The organism is Brevundimonas sp. Root1423 (assembly GCF_001426805.1).
The window spans coordinates 157,407-172,834 of the sequence record NZ_LMFL01000023.1 but is presented as its reverse complement, the minus strand read 5'-3'; the positions used below and the strand labels follow the sequence as shown (position 1 = coordinate 172,834).

Genomic DNA, 15,428 nt, shown 5'->3' with positions numbered 1-15,428 from the left:
CTCTAAAGTCGCGCCTTGACCGCTGCAACGACCGCGTCCGTCGTGATTCCGAACTTCTCGTACAGAACCTCTGCCGGAGCGGATGCCCCGAAGCTGTCCATGCCGACAAAGCCGCCGTCCTCGCCGATGAACCGTTCCCAGCCCTGCTGGATCGCGGCCTCTACGGCGACGCGGACCGTGCCGCGCCCGATGACGCCGTCCTGATAAGCCTTGGGCTGCTGGAAGAAGAGCTCGAAACAGGGGACCGAGACTACTCGGGCCGGGGTGCCTTCCGCTTCCAGCGCATCGGCGGCGGCGAGCGCAAGCGGCACCTCGGTGCCCGTGGCGAACAGGGTCGCCTTGGCTGTTCCGTTGGCGGCGCGCAGTTCATAGGCGCCCCTGGCCGACAGGTTTTCGGACGCGGCGACCGTCCGCACCGCAGCGGTCTTCTGGCGCGACAGGGCCATGGCCGAGGGCGCGGTCTTGTGCTCGAGCGCCAGCTGCCAGCACTCCATGGCCTCGACCGTGTCGGCGGGGCGGAAGACCAGCAGGTTCGGTATGGCGCGCAGTGCGGCCAGGTGCTCGACCGGCTGGTGCGTCGGCCCGTCCTCGCCCAGACCGATGCTGTCGTGGGTCAGGACGTGGATAGCCCGTACCCCCATCAGGGCGCCCAGGCGGATCGCCGGCCGGCTGTAGTCCGAGAAGACCATGAAGGTGCCGCCGTAGGGTATGACCCCGCCGTGCAGCGCCATGCCGTTCATCGCCGCGGCCATGCCGAACTCGCGAATGCCCCAGTTGACGTACCGGCCCTCATAGGTTGGCGCATCGAAGATCGGCGTGCCCTTGACGAAGGTGTTGTTGGAACCGGTCAGGTCGGCCGAGCCGCCGATCAGTTCGGGAATGGCGGCGAACAGCTCGTCCAGCGCCGCGCCCGACGACTGACGCGTCGCCTGGGCCGGTTTTGTCTCGACCAGTTCGGCGATCTTCGCCTGCAGCTTGTCGAAGGCGCCGGCGGGCAGGTCGCCCTTAATCGCGCGGGTGAAGTCGGCGGCCTGGGACGACGCGTTCAGCCGCGCCTCCCACGCCTTGCGGTCCTTGGCGCCGCGACGGCCGACCTTCTTCCAGGCCTTGTCGACGGCTTCCGGCAGTTCGAACGGCTCATGGGCCCACGACAGACCCAGACGGGTGGCGGCGATCTCGGCGGCGCCGAGGGCGGCGCCGTGCGTCTTGTGGCTGCCTTCCATGGTGGCGGCGCCGCGACCGATCTTGGTCTTGCAGGCGATCAGCGTCGGCTTGTCCTGCCGGGTCGCCCACTGCAGCGCCGACTTGATGGCCTTGATGTCGTGGCCGTCGATGGCTTTCACGGCCCAGCCGGCGGCCTTGAAGCGCGCCTTCTGGTCTGTGGCGTCCGACAGGGAGACCGCGCCGTCGATGGTGATCGAATTGTCGTCCCACAGCACGGTCAGCTTGCTGAGCTTGTATCGGCCGGCGAGGGCGATCGCCTCCTGCGACACGCCCTCCATCAGGCAGCCGTCGCCCGCGATCACCCAGGTCCGGTGGTCGACCAGACCGTCGCCGAACCGCGCCGCCAGATGGCGCTCAGCCATGGCGAAGCCCACGCTGTTGGCCAGACCCTGACCCAGCGGACCGGTCGTGGTCTCGACGCCGGGCATGTGACCATATTCCGGGTGACCGGCGGTCTTCGATCCCCACTGGCGGAAGTTCGACAGCTCTTCCTTCGTCGCGGCCTTGTAGCCGGTCAGGTGCAGCAGGCTGTAGATCAGCATCGAGCCGTGGCCGGCCGACAGGATGAAGCGGTCGCGATCGGCCCAGTCGGGACGGCTGGCGTCGAACTTCAGAAATTTCGAAAACAGCACCGTCGCCACGTCGGCCATGCCCATCGGCATGCCGGGGTGGCCGCTGTTCGCCTTTTCGACCCCGTCCATGGAAAGCACCCGGATGGCGTCGGCCATCTGTTTGGGGGTGGCCTTTTCGGATACGTTTTTGGCGTCGGTCACGGGGAGGACCTTTCGTCGGGGGGCGGAAAAAAGGAAGCGCGCCGCTTTACCCCGGCGTGCGCGCGGGTTCTATACGGATTCTGGAGGATTTGACCCGAATGGATGCTGCTTCGGCCGCCAAGGACCGTGTCGACCGCGCGCTCGCCCTGCTCGAGCGCCGGCTGCTGGACCTCAAGGGACGCGCGGCGGGATCCAGCCGCGTGCCGGATGACGACCTGTTCGCGCCCGAGCCCTCGACCGAGACCGACCGCATCCGCATCCACGAGCTGGAAGCGGCCGGCCGCGACGCCGCTGAAGCCCTGTCGCGCGCAGCCGACGCCATTCGTGAAAGCCTGTCCGAACAGGAGGCTCGCTGATGGCGACTGTTACCGTCGAGATCAACGGTCGCCCCTACGCCGTCGGCTGCGCCGATGGCCAGGAGGATCGCGTCCGCACCCTGGCCAGCCAGTTCGACGGCCATGTGCGTCAGGTCGCGGGCGAGGTCGGGCATGTCGGCGACATTCGCCTGTTCCTGATGGCCGGTCTGATGCTGGCCGACGAACTGCACGAGGCGCGCGCCAACGGCGGGGCGGCTCCGGCTCCGTCCGCGGCGGCCAATACCGACGGCGTGGCCGAGGCCCTGAACGCCGTCGCCGCCCGGCTGGAAAAGATCGCACAGGGTCTGTGACGTCTCGCCATTGTTCCGCCCCGGCGGAACGACTATCTTGTTCGACGGCGGGTCTTGCTGCGGCCCACGTCGAAGGCAACATTTCCTTGCGACCTTAATTCACTCGAAGGGAGCTGTCCCTGACCAGGCTCGTGGGCCTGGGCACACGGCGCCCACCTGGCTACCCAGGTCGAGAGGATTGAAACGCTCTTCACGGTTCTCGCGGCGCCGCCAACCTTCTCCTCTCTTTTGAGCACTATCACTCGCCGCGCGGCGGCTCGCTGCTTGAGCGCGGCCGGACGGAGGCGTAGGGCTGCGGCGCGTGCTCGACGCGGCCGGACGGTTCACCCCATGACCGACAAGCATCAGCTCCGCGCCGCCATGCGGGCCACGCGCAAGCGTCTGGCCGGGTTGGATGCAAGCGCGGCCGGGCGGGCCGCGGAGCAGGCCGACGCCCTGCCGCCGGGCGAGATCGTCGCCGTCTATCGCGCCATAGGTTCGGAACTGGACATCGACGCCCTGTCGCTGGCGCTCGGCCGGGCCGGGCGCGAACTGTGCCTGCCGGTGGTGATCGAGCGGGACGCGCCCATGATTTTCCGCCGCTGGTCGCCCGGTGAGCCGCTGGAGCTGGACGAGGCCGGCGTGCCCGCGCCGTTCCCGCTGGCGGAGGCGGTCGAGCCGGACCTGATCCTGACGCCGCTGCTGGCCTTCGACGCCGCTGGCGGGCGGCTGGGGCAGGGGGGCGGCTACTATGACCGCACCTTCGCGGCCCTGCCCGACGTCATCCGCATCGGCTTCGCCTACGCCGGACAGGAGGTCGAGCGATTGCCGGTCGAGACGCACGATATCCGCCTGCATGGCGTTCTGACCGAGAAGGGCTATAGAGCCTTCGCATGAGACTGGCTTTTTTCGGTGATGTCGTCGGCAAGTCCGGACGGGACGGCCTGAGCGATCACCTGCCGGGGCTGAAGCGCGACCTGAAACTCGACTTCGTGGTGGTCAACGCCGAGAACGCCGCCGGCGGCTTCGGTATCACCGAAAACACCGCGCGCGAGCTCTTCATGGCCGGCGCTGACTGCCTGACCCTGGGCAACCACAGTTGGGACCAGCGCGAGGCCCTGACCTATATCGTGCGCGAGCCGCGGCTGATCCGGCCGGCCAACTATCCGCGGCTGATGGACGCTCCGGGCGCGGGGGCCAATCTGTTCGAGACCCACAGCGGCAAGACCGTGCTGGTTATGAACGTGCTGGGCCGCATCCACATGGATCCGATGGACTGTCCGTTCAGCGCGGTCGAGAAGGAGCTGGCGGCCTGTCCGCTGGGCGTGGTCGCCGACGCCATCATCGTCGACATGCACTGCGAGGCCACCTCCGAGAAGATGGCCATGGGTCATTTCTGCGACGGCCGGGCGTCGCTGGTTGTCGGCACCCACACCCATGTGCCCACGGCCGACTGCCAGATCCTGCCCGCCGGCACCGCCTACCAGACTGACGCTGGCGGCTGCTGCGACTATGATTCGGTGATCGGCAACGAGAAGGAAGAGCCCCTGCGGCGCTTCACCACCCGTCTATCGGGCGGCCGCTACACCCCGGCCCACGGGCCGGCCACGATCTGCGGCGTCTATGTCGAAACCGACGACAGGACCGGACTGGCCACGCGGGTCGAGCCGATCCGGGTCGGAGGGCGGTTGAGCCAAGCGGTCCCGCAGGTCGCTTGACGATGAAGTTTACGTGTGTAATCTAACCGGATTACGGTCGTAAACAGGTGGCTCATGCTCGTTCGTGCCCTGCTCCCCGCTCTGGCGGCTTCGATCCTTCTCTTCGTCCCATACGAGCCTGCCCGCGCCCAAGCGCTGACCGTTGTGGAGGAGGGCCCGGCCATTCAGGTCCGGGCGACGCAGTTCATCGTCCGGTCCCGGCACGCGGATCGGAACTATCTGATCGAGGTGACCCCGCCGGCCCGGCCGCCGGTCTTTCCCGGTCAGAAGGCCGCCGCTGTCTATGCACTGGACGGAGGCTGGGGCGTCGCCGGCGCCGCGGGCTGGGTCTTGGGCGGCGGGGGCGCGATGTCGCCGGCCTATATGGTCACCGTCGGTTATCCGCAGGGCCAGCCGAACAGCCGCGAAGCAGACCTTCTGCCCCGCCCCGTCGCCCGACAGGACGGAAGCGTCGCGCGCGGCGGCCGCTCGGACAGGTTTACACGCTTCCTGCTTGAGGAACTGAAGCCCTTCATCGAGGCGCGCTATCCGGTTGATCCGTCGCGCGCCGTGCTGTTCGGCCATTCGCTGGGCGGCATCTTCACAGCGAACGTGCTGGCCGACCACCCCGACGCGTTTGCGGGCTACCTCATCGCCAGTCCCTCCGTCTGGGCCGACACGACGGCGCCGGACCGGCTGCGCACGATTAGCGCCAATGGCCAGGGACCGCGCGTTTTCGTCGGCTGGGGCGAGCTTGAGGAGCCTTACATGCTCAAGGGCGGGCGGGAGCTCTCGGCTGCTTTGGCCGGCAGAGGAGACCGGCTGGCGACGCACGTCTTCGCCGGCGACTTCCACATCACCTATTATCCCGCAGCCCTCGGAGAGGCCCTGCCGTTCCTGCTGCCCCGCCAGGCGCCGCTTGAATTTCCCCAGCCGGTCGATGTGCCAGCTGACGGGCTGGCCAAGCTCGCCGGCCGCTACGCGCTGCAGAACGGCGTTGAGATTGGGATCGCTCCCACGTCGCTAGGCCTGCGCGCCGCCATCCCCGGTATGCCGCCCGTCGATCTGAGGCCCCGCTCTCCGACGAGCTTCTTCATCCCGGACATGGACGTCCGTGCGGACTTCGAACCGAATGCGATGATCCTCTTCGTCAACGGTGATCGCATCGACACCGTCCGAGTCCCGTGATTGTGCGCGCCAGCCCCACTTCAACCAAGGAGACTTTCATGACTGATTCGCGAATTTCCTGCGCCGGCGCAGTGGCCCTTCTGGCCGCGCTTGCGGCCCCCGGCGTCGCCTCTGCGGCGGGTCCCGACATTACGCTGGGCAATGTGTTCGGCGACGCCTCGCCCGAGGTGAAACTGGTCATGCTCCTGCTTGTCGTCGGCGCCCTGGCCGCCGTGATCCTGACAGTGCTAAAGCTGGCTTCGGGCCGCCGACTGTCGGGCGGGTCGGCCTATGTCTCGGCGTTGAGGCTGGGAGGTCCGCTGCTGGGCCTCATGGGCGCGATGTTCGTGCTGTTGATGGGCTTCATCGGCATCGCCAATGCCGGCGGACCGGTTCCGGTCACGGTGCTGGCCCCGGGCTTTGCCGAAGCGGCCCTTCTGTTCCTGCTGGGACTGCTGGCTGGCGTCGTCGGCGTGATCTGCCATTGGGTCATCGAGGCCCGCATCGACCGCACCGTTCTGGGCTCCTGATGGCCGACCGTCTTCACGTCACGGAGGCCGAGAGCGCGGTCCTCGCCGCGCTGTGGCAGCGCGGTCCGCTGTCCTTCGCCTCCCTGATCGATGAGGTGAAGGCGGCCAATCCTTGGGGCGACGCGACCATCAAGACCCTTCTGCATCGCCTGATGCAGAAGGGCGCCGTCAAATCGGTCAGGGAAGACGGCCGCCAGTGCTATCACGCCGTCATCGACCGGCAGGCCTATGTCGAGGGCGAGGTACAGGACCTGCTGGACCGCCTGTTCGACGGTAAGCCCGACCGCCTCGTCGCCCTGCTGGCTGACCGGCTGGACCTCTAGTCAGGCCGGCACGACCCGCGCGTCGCCGCTGGCCACGGCCAGCTTCGCCCGGGTCGTCAGCACGCCGGTCTTGTCAGACACCTTGTCCAGCACCTTGAACTCGGTCTGCCAACGTTCCGGCGTCACGTCGCAGACGACATAGCCGCGCTGGGCGTTGTTGAACTTGAGGAAGGGGTTGTCCACCAGATATCGCCGCCCGTCGGCCCGCTGGTCCTGACCGTCGCCTGACGAACTGATCGAGGTCGTCACGAACTCGGACGCGATCGGCGCGCCCTCGGGATTGTGGCTGTCGCGGTACAGCTCGCCCGCATAGTTCTGGTGTTCGTCCCCGGTCAGGACGATGGTGTTGCCGATCCGGCGTTCGCGCAGCCGGTCCAGCAACCGCTGGCGCGGGATCGAATAGCCGGCCCAGGTGTCGAGGTTGTAGCCCGGATCGGGCCCTTCCTTGCGGTCCAGATCCATCACCATGATCTGCTGCGCCAGCACCTTCCAGTGCGCCCGCGACTGGTCGAGGTTGCGGTACAGCCACGCCTCTTGCGCCTGCCCCAGCACCTCGGCGTCCCGCGCCGACACGCCGGCGCAGGTCGACGCCCAGGCGTCATCGCAGGGCTGATCCGAGCGGTAGGAGCGGGTGTCCAGGAAATTCAGGTCAAGCAAGTCGCCCCACGACGACTGGCGGTACAGCTGCATCTCCGCCCCACGCGGGAAGGCCGACCGGCGCAGCGGCATATGCTCGTAGAAGGCCTGGGCCGCCGCCTGCCGCCGCAGCAGGAAGACCTCGGGCGGCACGCCGTCGTCGAACGCGCCGACCCAGTTGTTGGCGATCTCGTGATCGTCCCACGTCACATACCATGCCGCCGCCGCGTGGCTGGCCTGCAGGTCCGTGTCCATCTTGTACTGGGCGTAGCGGCGCCGGTAGTCGTCCAGCGAATAGCATTCGCCGCCGAAATGCTGGCGCGGGTTCTCCATTGTGCCGCCCGACCCCGTGTAGGTCCGGCTGCCGCGCCCTTCGTAGATGTAGTCGCCGTAGCAGTAGACGAAGTCGAGGTCCTCGGCCGCAGCCTTGCGGTGGGCGGTGTAGAAGCCCTGCTCCCAGGCCTGGCATCCCAGCACGCCGAACTTGGCGCGGGCGACCGCCGACCCGGCCGCCGGCGCCGTCTTGGCCCGGCCCGTGGCAGTGCGTTCGGTCCCGGCGATGAAGCGGTAGAAATAGTCCCGGCCGGGCTCCAGCCCAACGACCTCGACATGGACGGCGTGGGCCATCTCGGGCCGGGCGACAGCTTCGCCCTTCTGCGCCACGTTGGAGAAGCCGCGATCCGTTGCGATTTCCCATTTCACCGCCACGGGCTGGGACGGCATGCCGTTGCCGATCTCCAGCGGACGCGGGGCCAGCCGGGTCCAGATCACGAAGCCGTCGGGGGCGGGGTCGCCGGCGGCGATGCCCAGCTGGAACGGGTATTCCGCGAACACCGGGTCGGCGAGCGCCTGACGGCTGGAGCTTGCCAGCACGCCGCCGACGCCGAGGCCCAGCAGCAGTCCGCGACGGGACAGGGAATCGAACGAGCGCATGGCGGCCTCCGGTCAGCGACGCGTCCGACCTAGCCCGGAAATGTGACGCTCGTCACTTGCCTGATGCGGGAGCCGGTTTCCAGGCCTGCATTTCGGCGATTTCGCGCATCTGCGTATCCTTGACGGCCTGCGCCATGCGGCGGATTTCGGCGTCCTGCGACCGCGCGAGGGCCACGTCCGCCATGGCCACGGCGCCGCGATGGTGCTCGATCATCTTGGCGATATAGGCTTCGTCCACGGTCTCGCCTGACGCCGTCGCCATACCCGCGTGCATCGCCGCCTCTGACGCCGCGAAGGTCCGATCGCCAAGGGTTGCGCCATGGCTCGCCGACGCGTGGGCGCTCGTCACCCCTTCCTTGACCGTCGCCGACTGGTTCGTCGCCGCCGTCTCGCGCAGGGCTTGCTGGACCGGGTCGCCGCCGCCGTCACAGGCGCCCAGAGCGAGCGCGGCGGCCGCAACGAGCGTCAGGCCGGCGCGCATCAGCCTTCGATCCAGTTCGGCATCCAGGCCTCGTGCATCTCGCGCAGATGATCCAGCGGCACGCGGAACAGGTCGCCGTCCGGTCCGCCCGAGGAGAAGTCCCGGCCTTTGGCGCGGCCCACGACCGAGGCGTGCAATCCGGCCTTCTGGGCCGCCGCGATGATTCCCGTCGCGTCCGGAGTGGCGACCAGATAACGGGCCTGATCCTCGCCGAAGAGCAGGATGTGGGCGTGGGTCGCCGAGGTCGCGTCCAGCTCGACCCCGCAGTCGGAGGCCAGGGCGATGTCCGCCGCCGCCCCGATCAGGCCGCCGTCCGACAGGTCGTGGACGCAGGTCAGGTCTCCGGCCTCGATCAGGCCGCGCACGAAGTCGCCCGTGACCCGCTCCAGCGCCAGATCGACCGGCGGCGGGGCGCCGTCCTCGCGGCCCAGAACCTCGCGCAGATAGATGGACGAGCCCAGCTCGCCGACCGTCTCGCCGATCAGCACCAGCACGTCGCCCTCGACCATGCCGCCGAAGCCGACAACCACGTCATAGTTGGTCAGCAGACCCACGGCCCCGACCGTCGGGGTCGGCGGAATGGCTGCGCCGTTGGTCTCGTTGTAGAGGCTGACGTTGCCGCTCACGACCGGGAAGTCCAGCACCCGGCAGGCCTCGGCCATGCCGTCGATGGCGCGGACGATCTGGCCCATGATCTCGGGCCGCTGCGGGTTGCCGAAATTCAGATTGTCGGTGATGGCGATGGGCCGGCTGCCGACGGCGGTCAGGTTGCGCCAGGCCTCGGCCACGCACTGTTTGCCGCCCTCATAGGGGTCGGCCAGCACATAGCGGGGGGTGCAGTCCGAGGTCATGGCCAGACCCTTGTCCGTGCCATGCACGCGAACCACGCCGGCGTCGGCGCCCGTCGAGGAGTCCTGCAGGGTGTCGGCCATCACGTGGCGGTCATACTGCTCCCAGATCCAGCGCTTGGACGCCATGTCGGGGCAGGTCAGCACCTTCAGCACCGCATCGACCCAGACCTCGGGGGCGGGCACGTCGGCGGGGGCCAGACGCGGCTGCAGCGCGGGCTGGACCCACGGGCGGTCGTATAGGGGCGCGTCGTCGAACAGCGGGGCCAGCGGCACATCGCAGACGATCTCGCCGTGGTGCTTCAGGACCAGATGGCCGGTGTCGGTGGTCTTGCCGATGACGGCGGCGTCGAGACCCCACTTCTTGAAGATGCGGTGGCCGTCTTCCTCGCGGCCGGGCTTCAGGACCGCCAGCATCCGCTCCTGGCTCTCCGACAGCATCATCTCATAGGCGGTCATGCCTTCTTCGCGCTGGGGCACGGCGTCCATGTTCAGCTCGATGCCGACGCCGCCCTTGCCGGCCATCTCGACCGACGAGGAGGTCAGGCCCGCCGCGCCCATGTCCTGGATGGCGGCCACGGCGCCCGAGGCCATCAGTTCCAGCGTCGCCTCGATCAGCAGCTTCTCGGCGAAGGGGTCGCCGACCTGCACGGTCGGGCGCTTCTCGTCCGAGTCCTCGTCGAACTCGGCCGAGGCCATGGTCGCACCGTGGATGCCGTCTCGGCCCGTCTTGGAGCCGAAATAGACCACCGACATGCCGCCGCCCGGCGCGGCCGAGTAGAAGATGCTGTCGGCCTTCGCCACGCCCACGCACATGGCGTTGACCAGGATGTTGCCGTTGTAGCCCGCGTGGAAATTGGTTTCGCCCGCCACCGTCGGCACGCCGACGCAGTTGCCGTAGCCGCCGATGCCCGAGACGACGCCCTTCACCAGGCGCTTCGTCTTCTCGTGCGAGGGGTCGCCGAAGCGCAGGGCGTTCAGCAGGGCCACCGGGCGCGCGCCCATGGTGAAGACGTCGCGCATGATGCCGCCCACGCCCGTCGCCGCGCCCTGGTAGGGCTCGATGAAGCTGGGGTGGTTGTGGCTCTCCATCTTGAAGATGCAGGCGTCGCCGTCGTCGATGTCGATGACGCCGGCGTTCTCGCCCGGTCCGCAGATGACGCGCGGTCCCTATCACAAATCCCTGCACCAGGGCGCCTTGGTCCAGGCCGGCGCNCCCTGGTAGGGCTCGATGAAGCTGGGGTGGTTGTGGCTCTCCATCTTGAAGATGCAGGCGTCGCCGTCGTCGATGTCGATGACGCCGGCGTTCTCGCCCGGTCCGCAGATGACGCGCGGTCCCTTGGTCGGGAATTTGCCCAGATGGATCTTGGACGACTTGTACGAGCAGTGCTCGGACCACATCACCGAGAAGACGCCCAGTTCGACGTTGTTGGGCTCTCGGCCCAGCCGGTCGAGGACGACCTGATATTCGTTCGGGGCCAGGCCGTATTCGGCGGCCAGTTCGGCCATGGTCTTTTCAGGAGCGCTCATGGGCGCGCCTTCTAGCCGTTCAGGGGAGTCGTGTCAGCCGCCCACGCGGAACATCGCGCTCTGACGCCCATTGTTTCTGTGAAGCTGAAGGAGGCTGCGATGCCGAACGAACCCATCGACCCCGCTGCGACGCCCGAAGATCCCGACGCGCCCGAGATCGCCGCCGATGATGCGGGCGCTTCGGCCGCCGCCGAACGAGCCTCGAAAGAGGCCGCCAACGACGACGAACAGGACGAGGGTTAGGCCCTGACGGGTCGTTCCACGCCCCGGCGCAGGCCAAGGCTTAGCACGATCGCTCCGACCAGCACCCCGACGGCGGCGGCCAGCGCAAAGTAAGCGAGCGCACCATTGCGCGGTTGTTCCGCCACGAAGGCTCCCAGCAAGCCCCATGCGATCGGGATTGCATAGGCGACGGTCCTGATGCGTTGCGTGACGCCCAGGGCGACAACACCGACGACGGCAATGGCGATCATCGCCCAGACCGTTGGCGGAAGCGCCGCGGGCAGGGCGCCGTTGCCGGTCGCCACTGTAATCAGGTTCAGAGGCGCGGCCACGGTCAGCCACCCGGCCAGCAGGGCCAGCGGCCACACCAACATCCATCGATCGCGTTCCCGGATGGGAAGGGCGCGAATCGCGCCCGCGTTGCCGAGTAGCGGAACCAGCAGCACCGCCAGAGACCCGAAGATGAGGACCACCGTCGCCAGTTCCGCATCCATGGCCGCCGCGACGATCCAGAGGCCGATACCGGTCATCGCCGCCGCTGACGGCCAGCCGAAACGCTGGATCAACAGGCTCTCGCCCGTCTGTGGCAGGACTTGCCGCACGGCGTAGACAAGCAATCCCAGATAGATGAGACCCCAGATGGCGAAGGCGTAGCCGGCGACCTTCAGGGTCGCGTCGCTGTCGGCGGCGAACTCGGCGGCCGTCTGGCCCAGCCCCAGCGCCATCTGCCCCTGCCCGACGACGATCGCGAAGATCGCCGCCGCCAGAACGATGACCCGGCGGGTCATCTGGGCGGGCGTGGCGCGGACAATGGACGACATCGGTTTCTCCTCGGACGTGGACACAAGTACGTGCGGTCGCGGACAAAGGTTCAATCCCGGAACCGGGACGTCTCGACGCGGGTTGAACCGGCCTCAGGAATGGAGACTGACCATGGCCGACAAAGACCCCGCGACCCCCTCCGAATCCCCGGTGTTCGAAACGGACACCGTTCAGGCCGACCGCGCCCGCGAACAGGGCCTCGGCCTTGGTGAGCGCGAGTTGAAGGCCCAGCGCGATCCCGGCGGTGTCCGCACGCCCGACGAGAGCGATCCCGACGCGCTGGATCAGTCTGTCGGCGTTCAGGGCTCTGACGAGGACGGCAGTTCCCGGGCCGACAATCCCGCGGTCTGACGTTTCGTCTTGACGGGCTTCCCTCGCCGGCTACCGATCAGCACATGGGGGAAGACGCTGGACAACGAACGTTCGAGGCGAGGCTGGCCGAGGCCGACCGGGTCCTGCGCGCCAATCCGCGGGACTTGCGCGCGCTGATCGCCAAGGGCGACGCCCTCGTCGGCCTTGGCGATGATCGGGCGGCAGCCAGTTTCTACGGCTCAGCCCTGCGCGGCGCCGCCGAGGTCAAGGGCCTCCCAGCCGATCTGGTAGCGGATTTGCGGCGGGCCCAGAGCGCCATGCAGGACCAGAGCGCGCGGTTCCAGTCATACCTGACTGACAGTTTGGCTCGCTCCGGCTTTGACGCGGCGACGTCCAGCGACCGTTTCACCCTGTCGCTGGACCTGATGGCCGGCCGCAAGCGGCTGTATCAGCAGGAACCGCGCTTCTATCTGCTGCCCGGCCTGCCACAGATCCAGTTCCAGCCGCGCGAGACCCTGCCGTGGATGACGGCGGTCGAGGATGCGACAGCGGACATCCGGACCGAGCTTCAGGCCCTGCTGGCCGAACCGGATCTGTTCCGCCCCTATGTCGAACCCCGCGCCGACCGGCCCAACACCGATTCGAAGGGCATGGCTTCGAACGCCGACTGGAGCGCCCTGTTTCTGTGGAAGGACGGCGAGGAGCAGCCTGACATGGCGCGCCGCTGCCCGCGCACGCTCGAGGCCCTCTCCGGGGTTCCATTGTGCCGCGTGCCCGGCCGGACGCCGTCGATCCTGTTCTCGCGGCTGACGCCCGGCGCGCGCATCCCGCCGCATCACGGGCTGATCAACACCCGCCTGATCTGCCACCTGCCCCTGATCGCGCCGCCGGGCTCGCGCTTCCGCGTCGGCAACGACGTGCGCGAATGGAAGGAGGGTCAGGCCTGGGCCTTCGACGACACCATCGAGCACGAGGCGGCCAATGACAGCGGTCAGGACCGCACCGTCCTTATCTTCGACGTCTGGAAGCCTGAGGTGACCGAGGAAGAGCGCGCGCTGGTCTCCGCCATGTTCCAGGCCATCGACGACTATGGCGCGGGCGGAAAGGCCTGGGGCGTCTAGGCCTTCACGCGCGCGGGGTTGCCCATGACCGTCGCTCCGGCGGGGACATCCCGGGTCACCACCGAGCCTGCGCCGATGATGGCGTCGTCGCCCACCGTGACGCCCGGCAGGATCAGGGCGCCGCCGCCGATCCAGACATTGCGGCCGATCCGGATCGGCCTGCCGAACTCGATCCCCGCGGCGCGCTCTTCCGGCGCCCGCGGATGATCCGCGGTCAGAATCTGCACGCCCGGGCCGATCTGGGTCTGGTCGCCGATGACAACCTCGCAGACATCCAGAATCACGCAGTTGAAGTTCAGGAAGGCGCCGCGGCCCAGCGAGATGTTGTAGCCGTAGTCGCAATGAAACGGAGGGCGGATCACCGCGCCGTCACCCGCCGCGGACAGCCGTTCGCGTAGCAGGGCGAGCCGGTCGGCAGGGCTGGATCCGAAAGCCGCGTTGTAGCGGATCATCCACTGTTTTGCGGCCGCATGATCGGCCTGAAGCCCGGGATCGCCCGGATCGTAGGGCTCCCCGGCGACCATCTTCTGACGTTCGCTCATGGTCATCGCCGAGCCGCGGCTCAGGCGGCGGCGTAGATGGACCGGAACAGGGTCGCGCCGTCGGCCGAGCCCAGCTCTTCCTCGAACGCCCGGTCCGGGTGCGGCATCATCCCCAGCACGTTGCCGCGCGCATTCTGGACGCCGGCGATGTCGTTCACCGAGCCGTTGGGGTTGTCGACATAACGAAACACGACCTGACCCTCGCCCTCGAGGCGGGCGAGCTCTTCCGGCGCGGCGAAATAGTTTCCGTCGCCATTGCCCTGGGTCATGATCACCTCACGCTGGCCCTGATAGCCGGCGGTGAAGCGTGTCTGGCCATTGGTCACGGTCAGGCTGATCGGCTTGCAGACGTATTTCAAACCCGCGTTGCGCAGCAGGGCGCCCGGCAGCATTCCAGCCTCGCACAGGATCTGGAAGCCGTTGCAGATGCCCAGAACGGCCACGCCGTCGTCGGCGGCCTTCTTCACCGCCTGCATGATCGGCGACTGCACCGCCATGGCTCCGCAGCGGAGATAGTCGCCGTAGGAGAAGCCGCCCGGCAGCACGATCAGGTCCAGGCCTGACGGCAGTTCCGTCTCCTGATGCCAGACCATTTGGACCCGCTCGCCCGTCGAGCGTTCGACGGCGACCTTGCAGTCGCGGTCGCAGTTGGAACCGGGGAAGACGATGACGGCTGCGCTCATGGCGGCGCCCTTTAGCAGCGTTCGGCCGGCTTGTCAGGCGGGGGAGCGGTGCTCAGCCCTTGTTCTCGTAGATCCCGGTGATCGAGGCCTTGGCCAGGGTGTGGAAATGCAGGTTGAAGCCGTATTTGGCACCCGAGTCCTCCGGCGTGACCGGCAGGCTGTCCACGTCCACGGCGAACACCGTGAAGATGTAGCGGTGCGGCCCGTGTCCCGGAGGCGGCGCGGCGCCGCCGAAGCCCGGCTCGCCGAAGTCAGTGCGGCCCTCGACCGCGCCGGCGTGCACAGGGCCGCCCTCGGCCAGTTCGGTCACATCGGCGGGGATGTTGGCCACGGTCCAGTGCCAGAAGCCCGAGCCGGTCGGCGCATCGGGATCGTAGCAGGTGACGGCGAAGCTCTTCGTGCCTTCAGGCGCGCCGGACCAGCTCAGCTGCGGCGAGCGATTGCCCTTTGCATACACTTGGGCGTCCGGCAGGGCGCCGCCGTCGATGAAGCCGGTGGAGGTGACGGTGAAGGCCATGGATCGCTCCTCGCTGTGTCTGGAGCCAGCCTAACGCACAATCGCGATCCGGGTCGCTAGTGCGCCGCGTCTTTCGCAGCCGGCGTGAAAGCCGAATCGTCTGTCAGCCCGCCGGCCAGCGCCGCGGCGAAGATCAGCACGCAGACCACGACGAAAGCCGCGACCGAGAACTGGATCAGCCGCTTCACGCGACCTCGATGCGGTAGCTTTCGATCACGGTGTTGGCCAGCAGCTGCTCGCACATCTTCTTCGCCTCGGCGGCGGGATCGGCGACGCCGTCCAGATCGAACTCGATCAGCTTGCCGACGCGGGCGTTGGTCACGCCGGACCAGCCCAAGCCGTGCAGGGCGCCTTCGACGGCCTTGCCCTGGACGTCCAGAACGCCGGGCTTGAGAAACACGTGCACCTTCACCTTGGCCAT

At 68.1% G+C, this 15,428-nt stretch carries 19 protein-coding genes, 1 other RNA gene and 2 pseudogenes; 11 read left to right on the top strand and 11 right to left on the bottom strand.

The annotated features are described in order from the left end of the window. Window positions 1-2 precede the first annotated feature (2 nt). Complete coding sequence (tkt, locus tag ASD25_RS14195; protein WP_056619141.1) at window positions 3-1,952, bottom strand: transketolase; 1,950 nt, start codon at window positions 1,950-1,952, stop codon at window positions 3-5. 143 nt (window positions 1,953-2,095) lie between these two features. Between tkt and ASD25_RS14190 the strand changes: the two genes are divergently transcribed. The 8 genes from ASD25_RS14190 (at window position 2,096) to ASD25_RS14160 (ending at window position 6,360) form a co-directional block, all read left to right on the top strand. Next, window positions 2,096-2,353, top strand: coding sequence for a hypothetical protein (locus tag ASD25_RS14190; RefSeq protein ID WP_056617918.1), 258 nt, complete (start codon window positions 2,096-2,098; stop codon window positions 2,351-2,353). Next, window positions 2,353-2,664, top strand: coding sequence for a cell division protein ZapA (locus ASD25_RS14185; RefSeq protein WP_056617915.1), 312 nt, complete (start codon window positions 2,353-2,355; stop codon window positions 2,662-2,664). The genes ASD25_RS14190 and ASD25_RS14185 overlap by 1 nt, the downstream gene beginning before the upstream one ends. A 51-nt stretch (window positions 2,665-2,715) precedes the next feature. Further along, window positions 2,716-2,876: non-coding RNA, 6S RNA (gene ssrS, locus ASD25_RS29470), on the top strand. 118 nt (window positions 2,877-2,994) lie between these two features. Next, entirely contained in the window at window positions 2,995-3,540 is a 546-nt protein-coding gene (locus ASD25_RS14180) for a 5-formyltetrahydrofolate cyclo-ligase (RefSeq protein WP_056617912.1), read from the top strand. Next, window positions 3,537-4,361 carry a TIGR00282 family metallophosphoesterase gene (locus tag ASD25_RS14175; RefSeq protein WP_056617910.1) on the top strand — a complete coding sequence of 275 codons (825 nt, stop codon included), beginning with the start codon at window positions 3,537-3,539 and terminating at the stop codon, window positions 4,359-4,361. Before ASD25_RS14180 ends, ASD25_RS14175 begins: the two co-directional genes overlap by 4 nt. 54 nt (window positions 4,362-4,415) lie before the next feature. Next, on the top strand, window positions 4,416-5,528 hold the full coding sequence (locus ASD25_RS14170) for an alpha/beta hydrolase (RefSeq protein WP_056617906.1): 1,113 nt from the start codon (window positions 4,416-4,418) through the stop codon (window positions 5,526-5,528). Between the two features lie 38 nt (window positions 5,529-5,566). After that, window positions 5,567-6,037 carry a MotA/TolQ/ExbB proton channel family protein gene (locus ASD25_RS14165; protein ID WP_056617903.1) on the top strand — a complete coding sequence of 157 codons (471 nt, stop codon included), beginning with the start codon at window positions 5,567-5,569 and terminating at the stop codon, window positions 6,035-6,037. Further along, the gene (locus ASD25_RS14160) at window positions 6,037-6,360 is read left to right on the top strand and encodes a BlaI/MecI/CopY family transcriptional regulator (RefSeq protein ID WP_056617899.1); all 324 of its coding nucleotides are present in this window, start codon (window positions 6,037-6,039) and stop codon (window positions 6,358-6,360) included. The genes ASD25_RS14165 and ASD25_RS14160 overlap by 1 nt, the downstream gene beginning before the upstream one ends. Here the strand turns inward: ASD25_RS14160 and ASD25_RS14155 are convergent, their stop codons facing one another. The 4 genes and pseudogenes from ASD25_RS14155 to ASD25_RS29465 form a co-directional block, all read right to left on the bottom strand. Continuing rightward, window positions 6,361-7,929 carry an alkaline phosphatase gene (locus tag ASD25_RS14155; protein WP_056617895.1) on the bottom strand — a complete coding sequence of 523 codons (1,569 nt, stop codon included), beginning with the start codon at window positions 7,927-7,929 and terminating at the stop codon, window positions 6,361-6,363. 52 nt (window positions 7,930-7,981) lie between these two features. Then, window positions 7,982-8,410, bottom strand: coding sequence for a DUF305 domain-containing protein (locus ASD25_RS14150; protein WP_056617892.1), 429 nt, complete (start codon window positions 8,408-8,410; stop codon window positions 7,982-7,984). Next, window positions 8,410-10,473 (bottom strand): annotated as a pseudogene (gene purL, locus ASD25_RS14145) (phosphoribosylformylglycinamidine synthase subunit PurL); the annotation flags it as partial. The pseudogene purL and the gene ASD25_RS14150, both read right to left, overlap by 1 nt. 1 nt (window position 10,474) lies before the next feature. Beyond that, window positions 10,475-10,788, bottom strand: a pseudogene (locus ASD25_RS29465) (phosphoribosylformylglycinamidine synthase II); the annotation flags it as partial. A 99-nt stretch (window positions 10,789-10,887) separates the two neighbouring features. Between ASD25_RS29465 and ASD25_RS30480 the strand changes: the two are divergent. Continuing rightward, on the top strand, window positions 10,888-11,031 hold the full coding sequence (locus tag ASD25_RS30480; protein ID WP_156389315.1) for a hypothetical protein: 144 nt from the start codon (window positions 10,888-10,890) through the stop codon (window positions 11,029-11,031). Here the strand turns inward: ASD25_RS30480 and ASD25_RS14140 are convergent. Beyond that, window positions 11,028-11,831 (bottom strand): hypothetical protein, encoded by an 804-nt coding sequence (locus ASD25_RS14140; RefSeq protein WP_056617889.1) that lies wholly within the window; start codon window positions 11,829-11,831, stop codon window positions 11,028-11,030. The two genes, ASD25_RS30480 and ASD25_RS14140, sit on opposite strands and share 4 nt — an antisense overlap. 112 nt (window positions 11,832-11,943) lie before the next feature. On the opposite strand from ASD25_RS14140, the gene ASD25_RS14135 reads away from it, so the two are divergent. Continuing rightward, on the top strand, window positions 11,944-12,183 hold the full coding sequence (locus ASD25_RS14135; RefSeq protein WP_162252076.1) for a hypothetical protein: 240 nt from the start codon (window positions 11,944-11,946) through the stop codon (window positions 12,181-12,183). A 44-nt stretch (window positions 12,184-12,227) separates the two neighbouring features. Further along, window positions 12,228-13,265 (top strand): aspartyl/asparaginyl beta-hydroxylase domain-containing protein, encoded by a 1,038-nt coding sequence (locus ASD25_RS14130; protein ID WP_056617883.1) that lies wholly within the window; start codon window positions 12,228-12,230, stop codon window positions 13,263-13,265. Here the strand turns inward: ASD25_RS14130 and ASD25_RS14125 are convergent. From ASD25_RS14125 to purS, 5 genes are read right to left on the bottom strand one after another with little or no spacing between them, the layout of a single operon-like run. Continuing rightward, complete coding sequence (locus ASD25_RS14125; RefSeq protein ID WP_304439652.1) at window positions 13,262-13,807, bottom strand: sugar O-acetyltransferase; 546 nt, start codon at window positions 13,805-13,807, stop codon at window positions 13,262-13,264. The genes ASD25_RS14130 and ASD25_RS14125 overlap by 4 nt on opposite strands. A 20-nt stretch (window positions 13,808-13,827) precedes the next feature. Beyond that, window positions 13,828-14,490 (bottom strand): phosphoribosylformylglycinamidine synthase subunit PurQ, encoded by a 663-nt coding sequence (gene purQ, locus ASD25_RS14120; protein WP_056617878.1) that lies wholly within the window; start codon window positions 14,488-14,490, stop codon window positions 13,828-13,830. Between the two features lie 52 nt (window positions 14,491-14,542). After that, window positions 14,543-15,007, bottom strand: a complete 465-nt coding sequence (locus ASD25_RS14115; RefSeq protein ID WP_056617874.1) for a YbhB/YbcL family Raf kinase inhibitor-like protein — start codon at window positions 15,005-15,007, stop codon at window positions 14,543-14,545. Window positions 15,008-15,063: 56 nt separating this feature from the next. Then, the gene (locus tag ASD25_RS32825) at window positions 15,064-15,195 is read right to left on the bottom strand and encodes a hypothetical protein (protein WP_255356162.1); all 132 of its coding nucleotides are present in this window, start codon (window positions 15,193-15,195) and stop codon (window positions 15,064-15,066) included. Then, on the bottom strand, window positions 15,192-15,428 hold the full coding sequence (purS, locus tag ASD25_RS14110; RefSeq protein WP_056617871.1) for a phosphoribosylformylglycinamidine synthase subunit PurS: 237 nt from the start codon (window positions 15,426-15,428) through the stop codon (window positions 15,192-15,194). The genes ASD25_RS32825 and purS overlap by 4 nt, the downstream gene beginning before the upstream one ends.

Excerpts from the sequence above, each read along its gene's own strand:
- purQ (WP_056617878.1), bottom strand. The coding sequence starts at position 14,490 with ATGAGCGCAGCCGTCATCGTCTTCCCCGGTTCCAACTGCGACCGCGAC.
- ASD25_RS14180 (WP_056617912.1), top strand. The coding sequence starts at position 2,995 with ATGACCGACAAGCATCAGCTCCGCGCCGCCATGCGGGCCACGCGCAAG.
- ASD25_RS14155 (WP_056617895.1), bottom strand. The coding sequence starts at position 7,929 with ATGCGCTCGTTCGATTCCCTGTCCCGTCGCGGACTGCTGCTGGGCCTC.
- ASD25_RS14125 (WP_304439652.1), bottom strand. The coding sequence starts at position 13,807 with ATGAGCGAACGTCAGAAGATGGTCGCCGGGGAGCCCTACGATCCGGGC.
- ASD25_RS14175 (WP_056617910.1), top strand. The coding sequence starts at position 3,537 with ATGAGACTGGCTTTTTTCGGTGATGTCGTCGGCAAGTCCGGACGGGAC.
- ASD25_RS14170 (WP_056617906.1), top strand. The coding sequence starts at position 4,416 with ATGCTCGTTCGTGCCCTGCTCCCCGCTCTGGCGGCTTCGATCCTTCTC.
- ASD25_RS14130 (WP_056617883.1), top strand. The coding sequence starts at position 12,228 with ATGGGGGAAGACGCTGGACAACGAACGTTCGAGGCGAGGCTGGCCGAG.
- ASD25_RS14135 (WP_162252076.1), top strand. The coding sequence starts at position 11,944 with ATGGCCGACAAAGACCCCGCGACCCCCTCCGAATCCCCGGTGTTCGAA.
- ASD25_RS30480 (WP_156389315.1), top strand. The coding sequence starts at position 10,888 with ATGCCGAACGAACCCATCGACCCCGCTGCGACGCCCGAAGATCCCGAC.
- purS (WP_056617871.1), bottom strand. The coding sequence starts at position 15,428 with ATGGCCAAGGTGAAGGTGCACGTGTTTCTCAAGCCCGGCGTTCTGGAC.
- ASD25_RS14165 (WP_056617903.1), top strand. The coding sequence starts at position 5,567 with ATGACTGATTCGCGAATTTCCTGCGCCGGCGCAGTGGCCCTTCTGGCC.
- ASD25_RS14160 (WP_056617899.1), top strand. The coding sequence starts at position 6,037 with ATGGCCGACCGTCTTCACGTCACGGAGGCCGAGAGCGCGGTCCTCGCC.
- ASD25_RS14190 (WP_056617918.1), top strand. The coding sequence starts at position 2,096 with ATGGATGCTGCTTCGGCCGCCAAGGACCGTGTCGACCGCGCGCTCGCC.
- ASD25_RS14185 (WP_056617915.1), top strand. The coding sequence starts at position 2,353 with ATGGCGACTGTTACCGTCGAGATCAACGGTCGCCCCTACGCCGTCGGC.
- tkt (WP_056619141.1), bottom strand. The coding sequence starts at position 1,952 with ATGGCCGACGCCATCCGGGTGCTTTCCATGGACGGGGTCGAAAAGGCG.
- ASD25_RS14150 (WP_056617892.1), bottom strand. The coding sequence starts at position 8,410 with ATGCGCGCCGGCCTGACGCTCGTTGCGGCCGCCGCGCTCGCTCTGGGC.
- ASD25_RS14140 (WP_056617889.1), bottom strand. The coding sequence starts at position 11,831 with ATGTCGTCCATTGTCCGCGCCACGCCCGCCCAGATGACCCGCCGGGTC.
- ASD25_RS14115 (WP_056617874.1), bottom strand. The coding sequence starts at position 15,007 with ATGGCCTTCACCGTCACCTCCACCGGCTTCATCGACGGCGGCGCCCTG.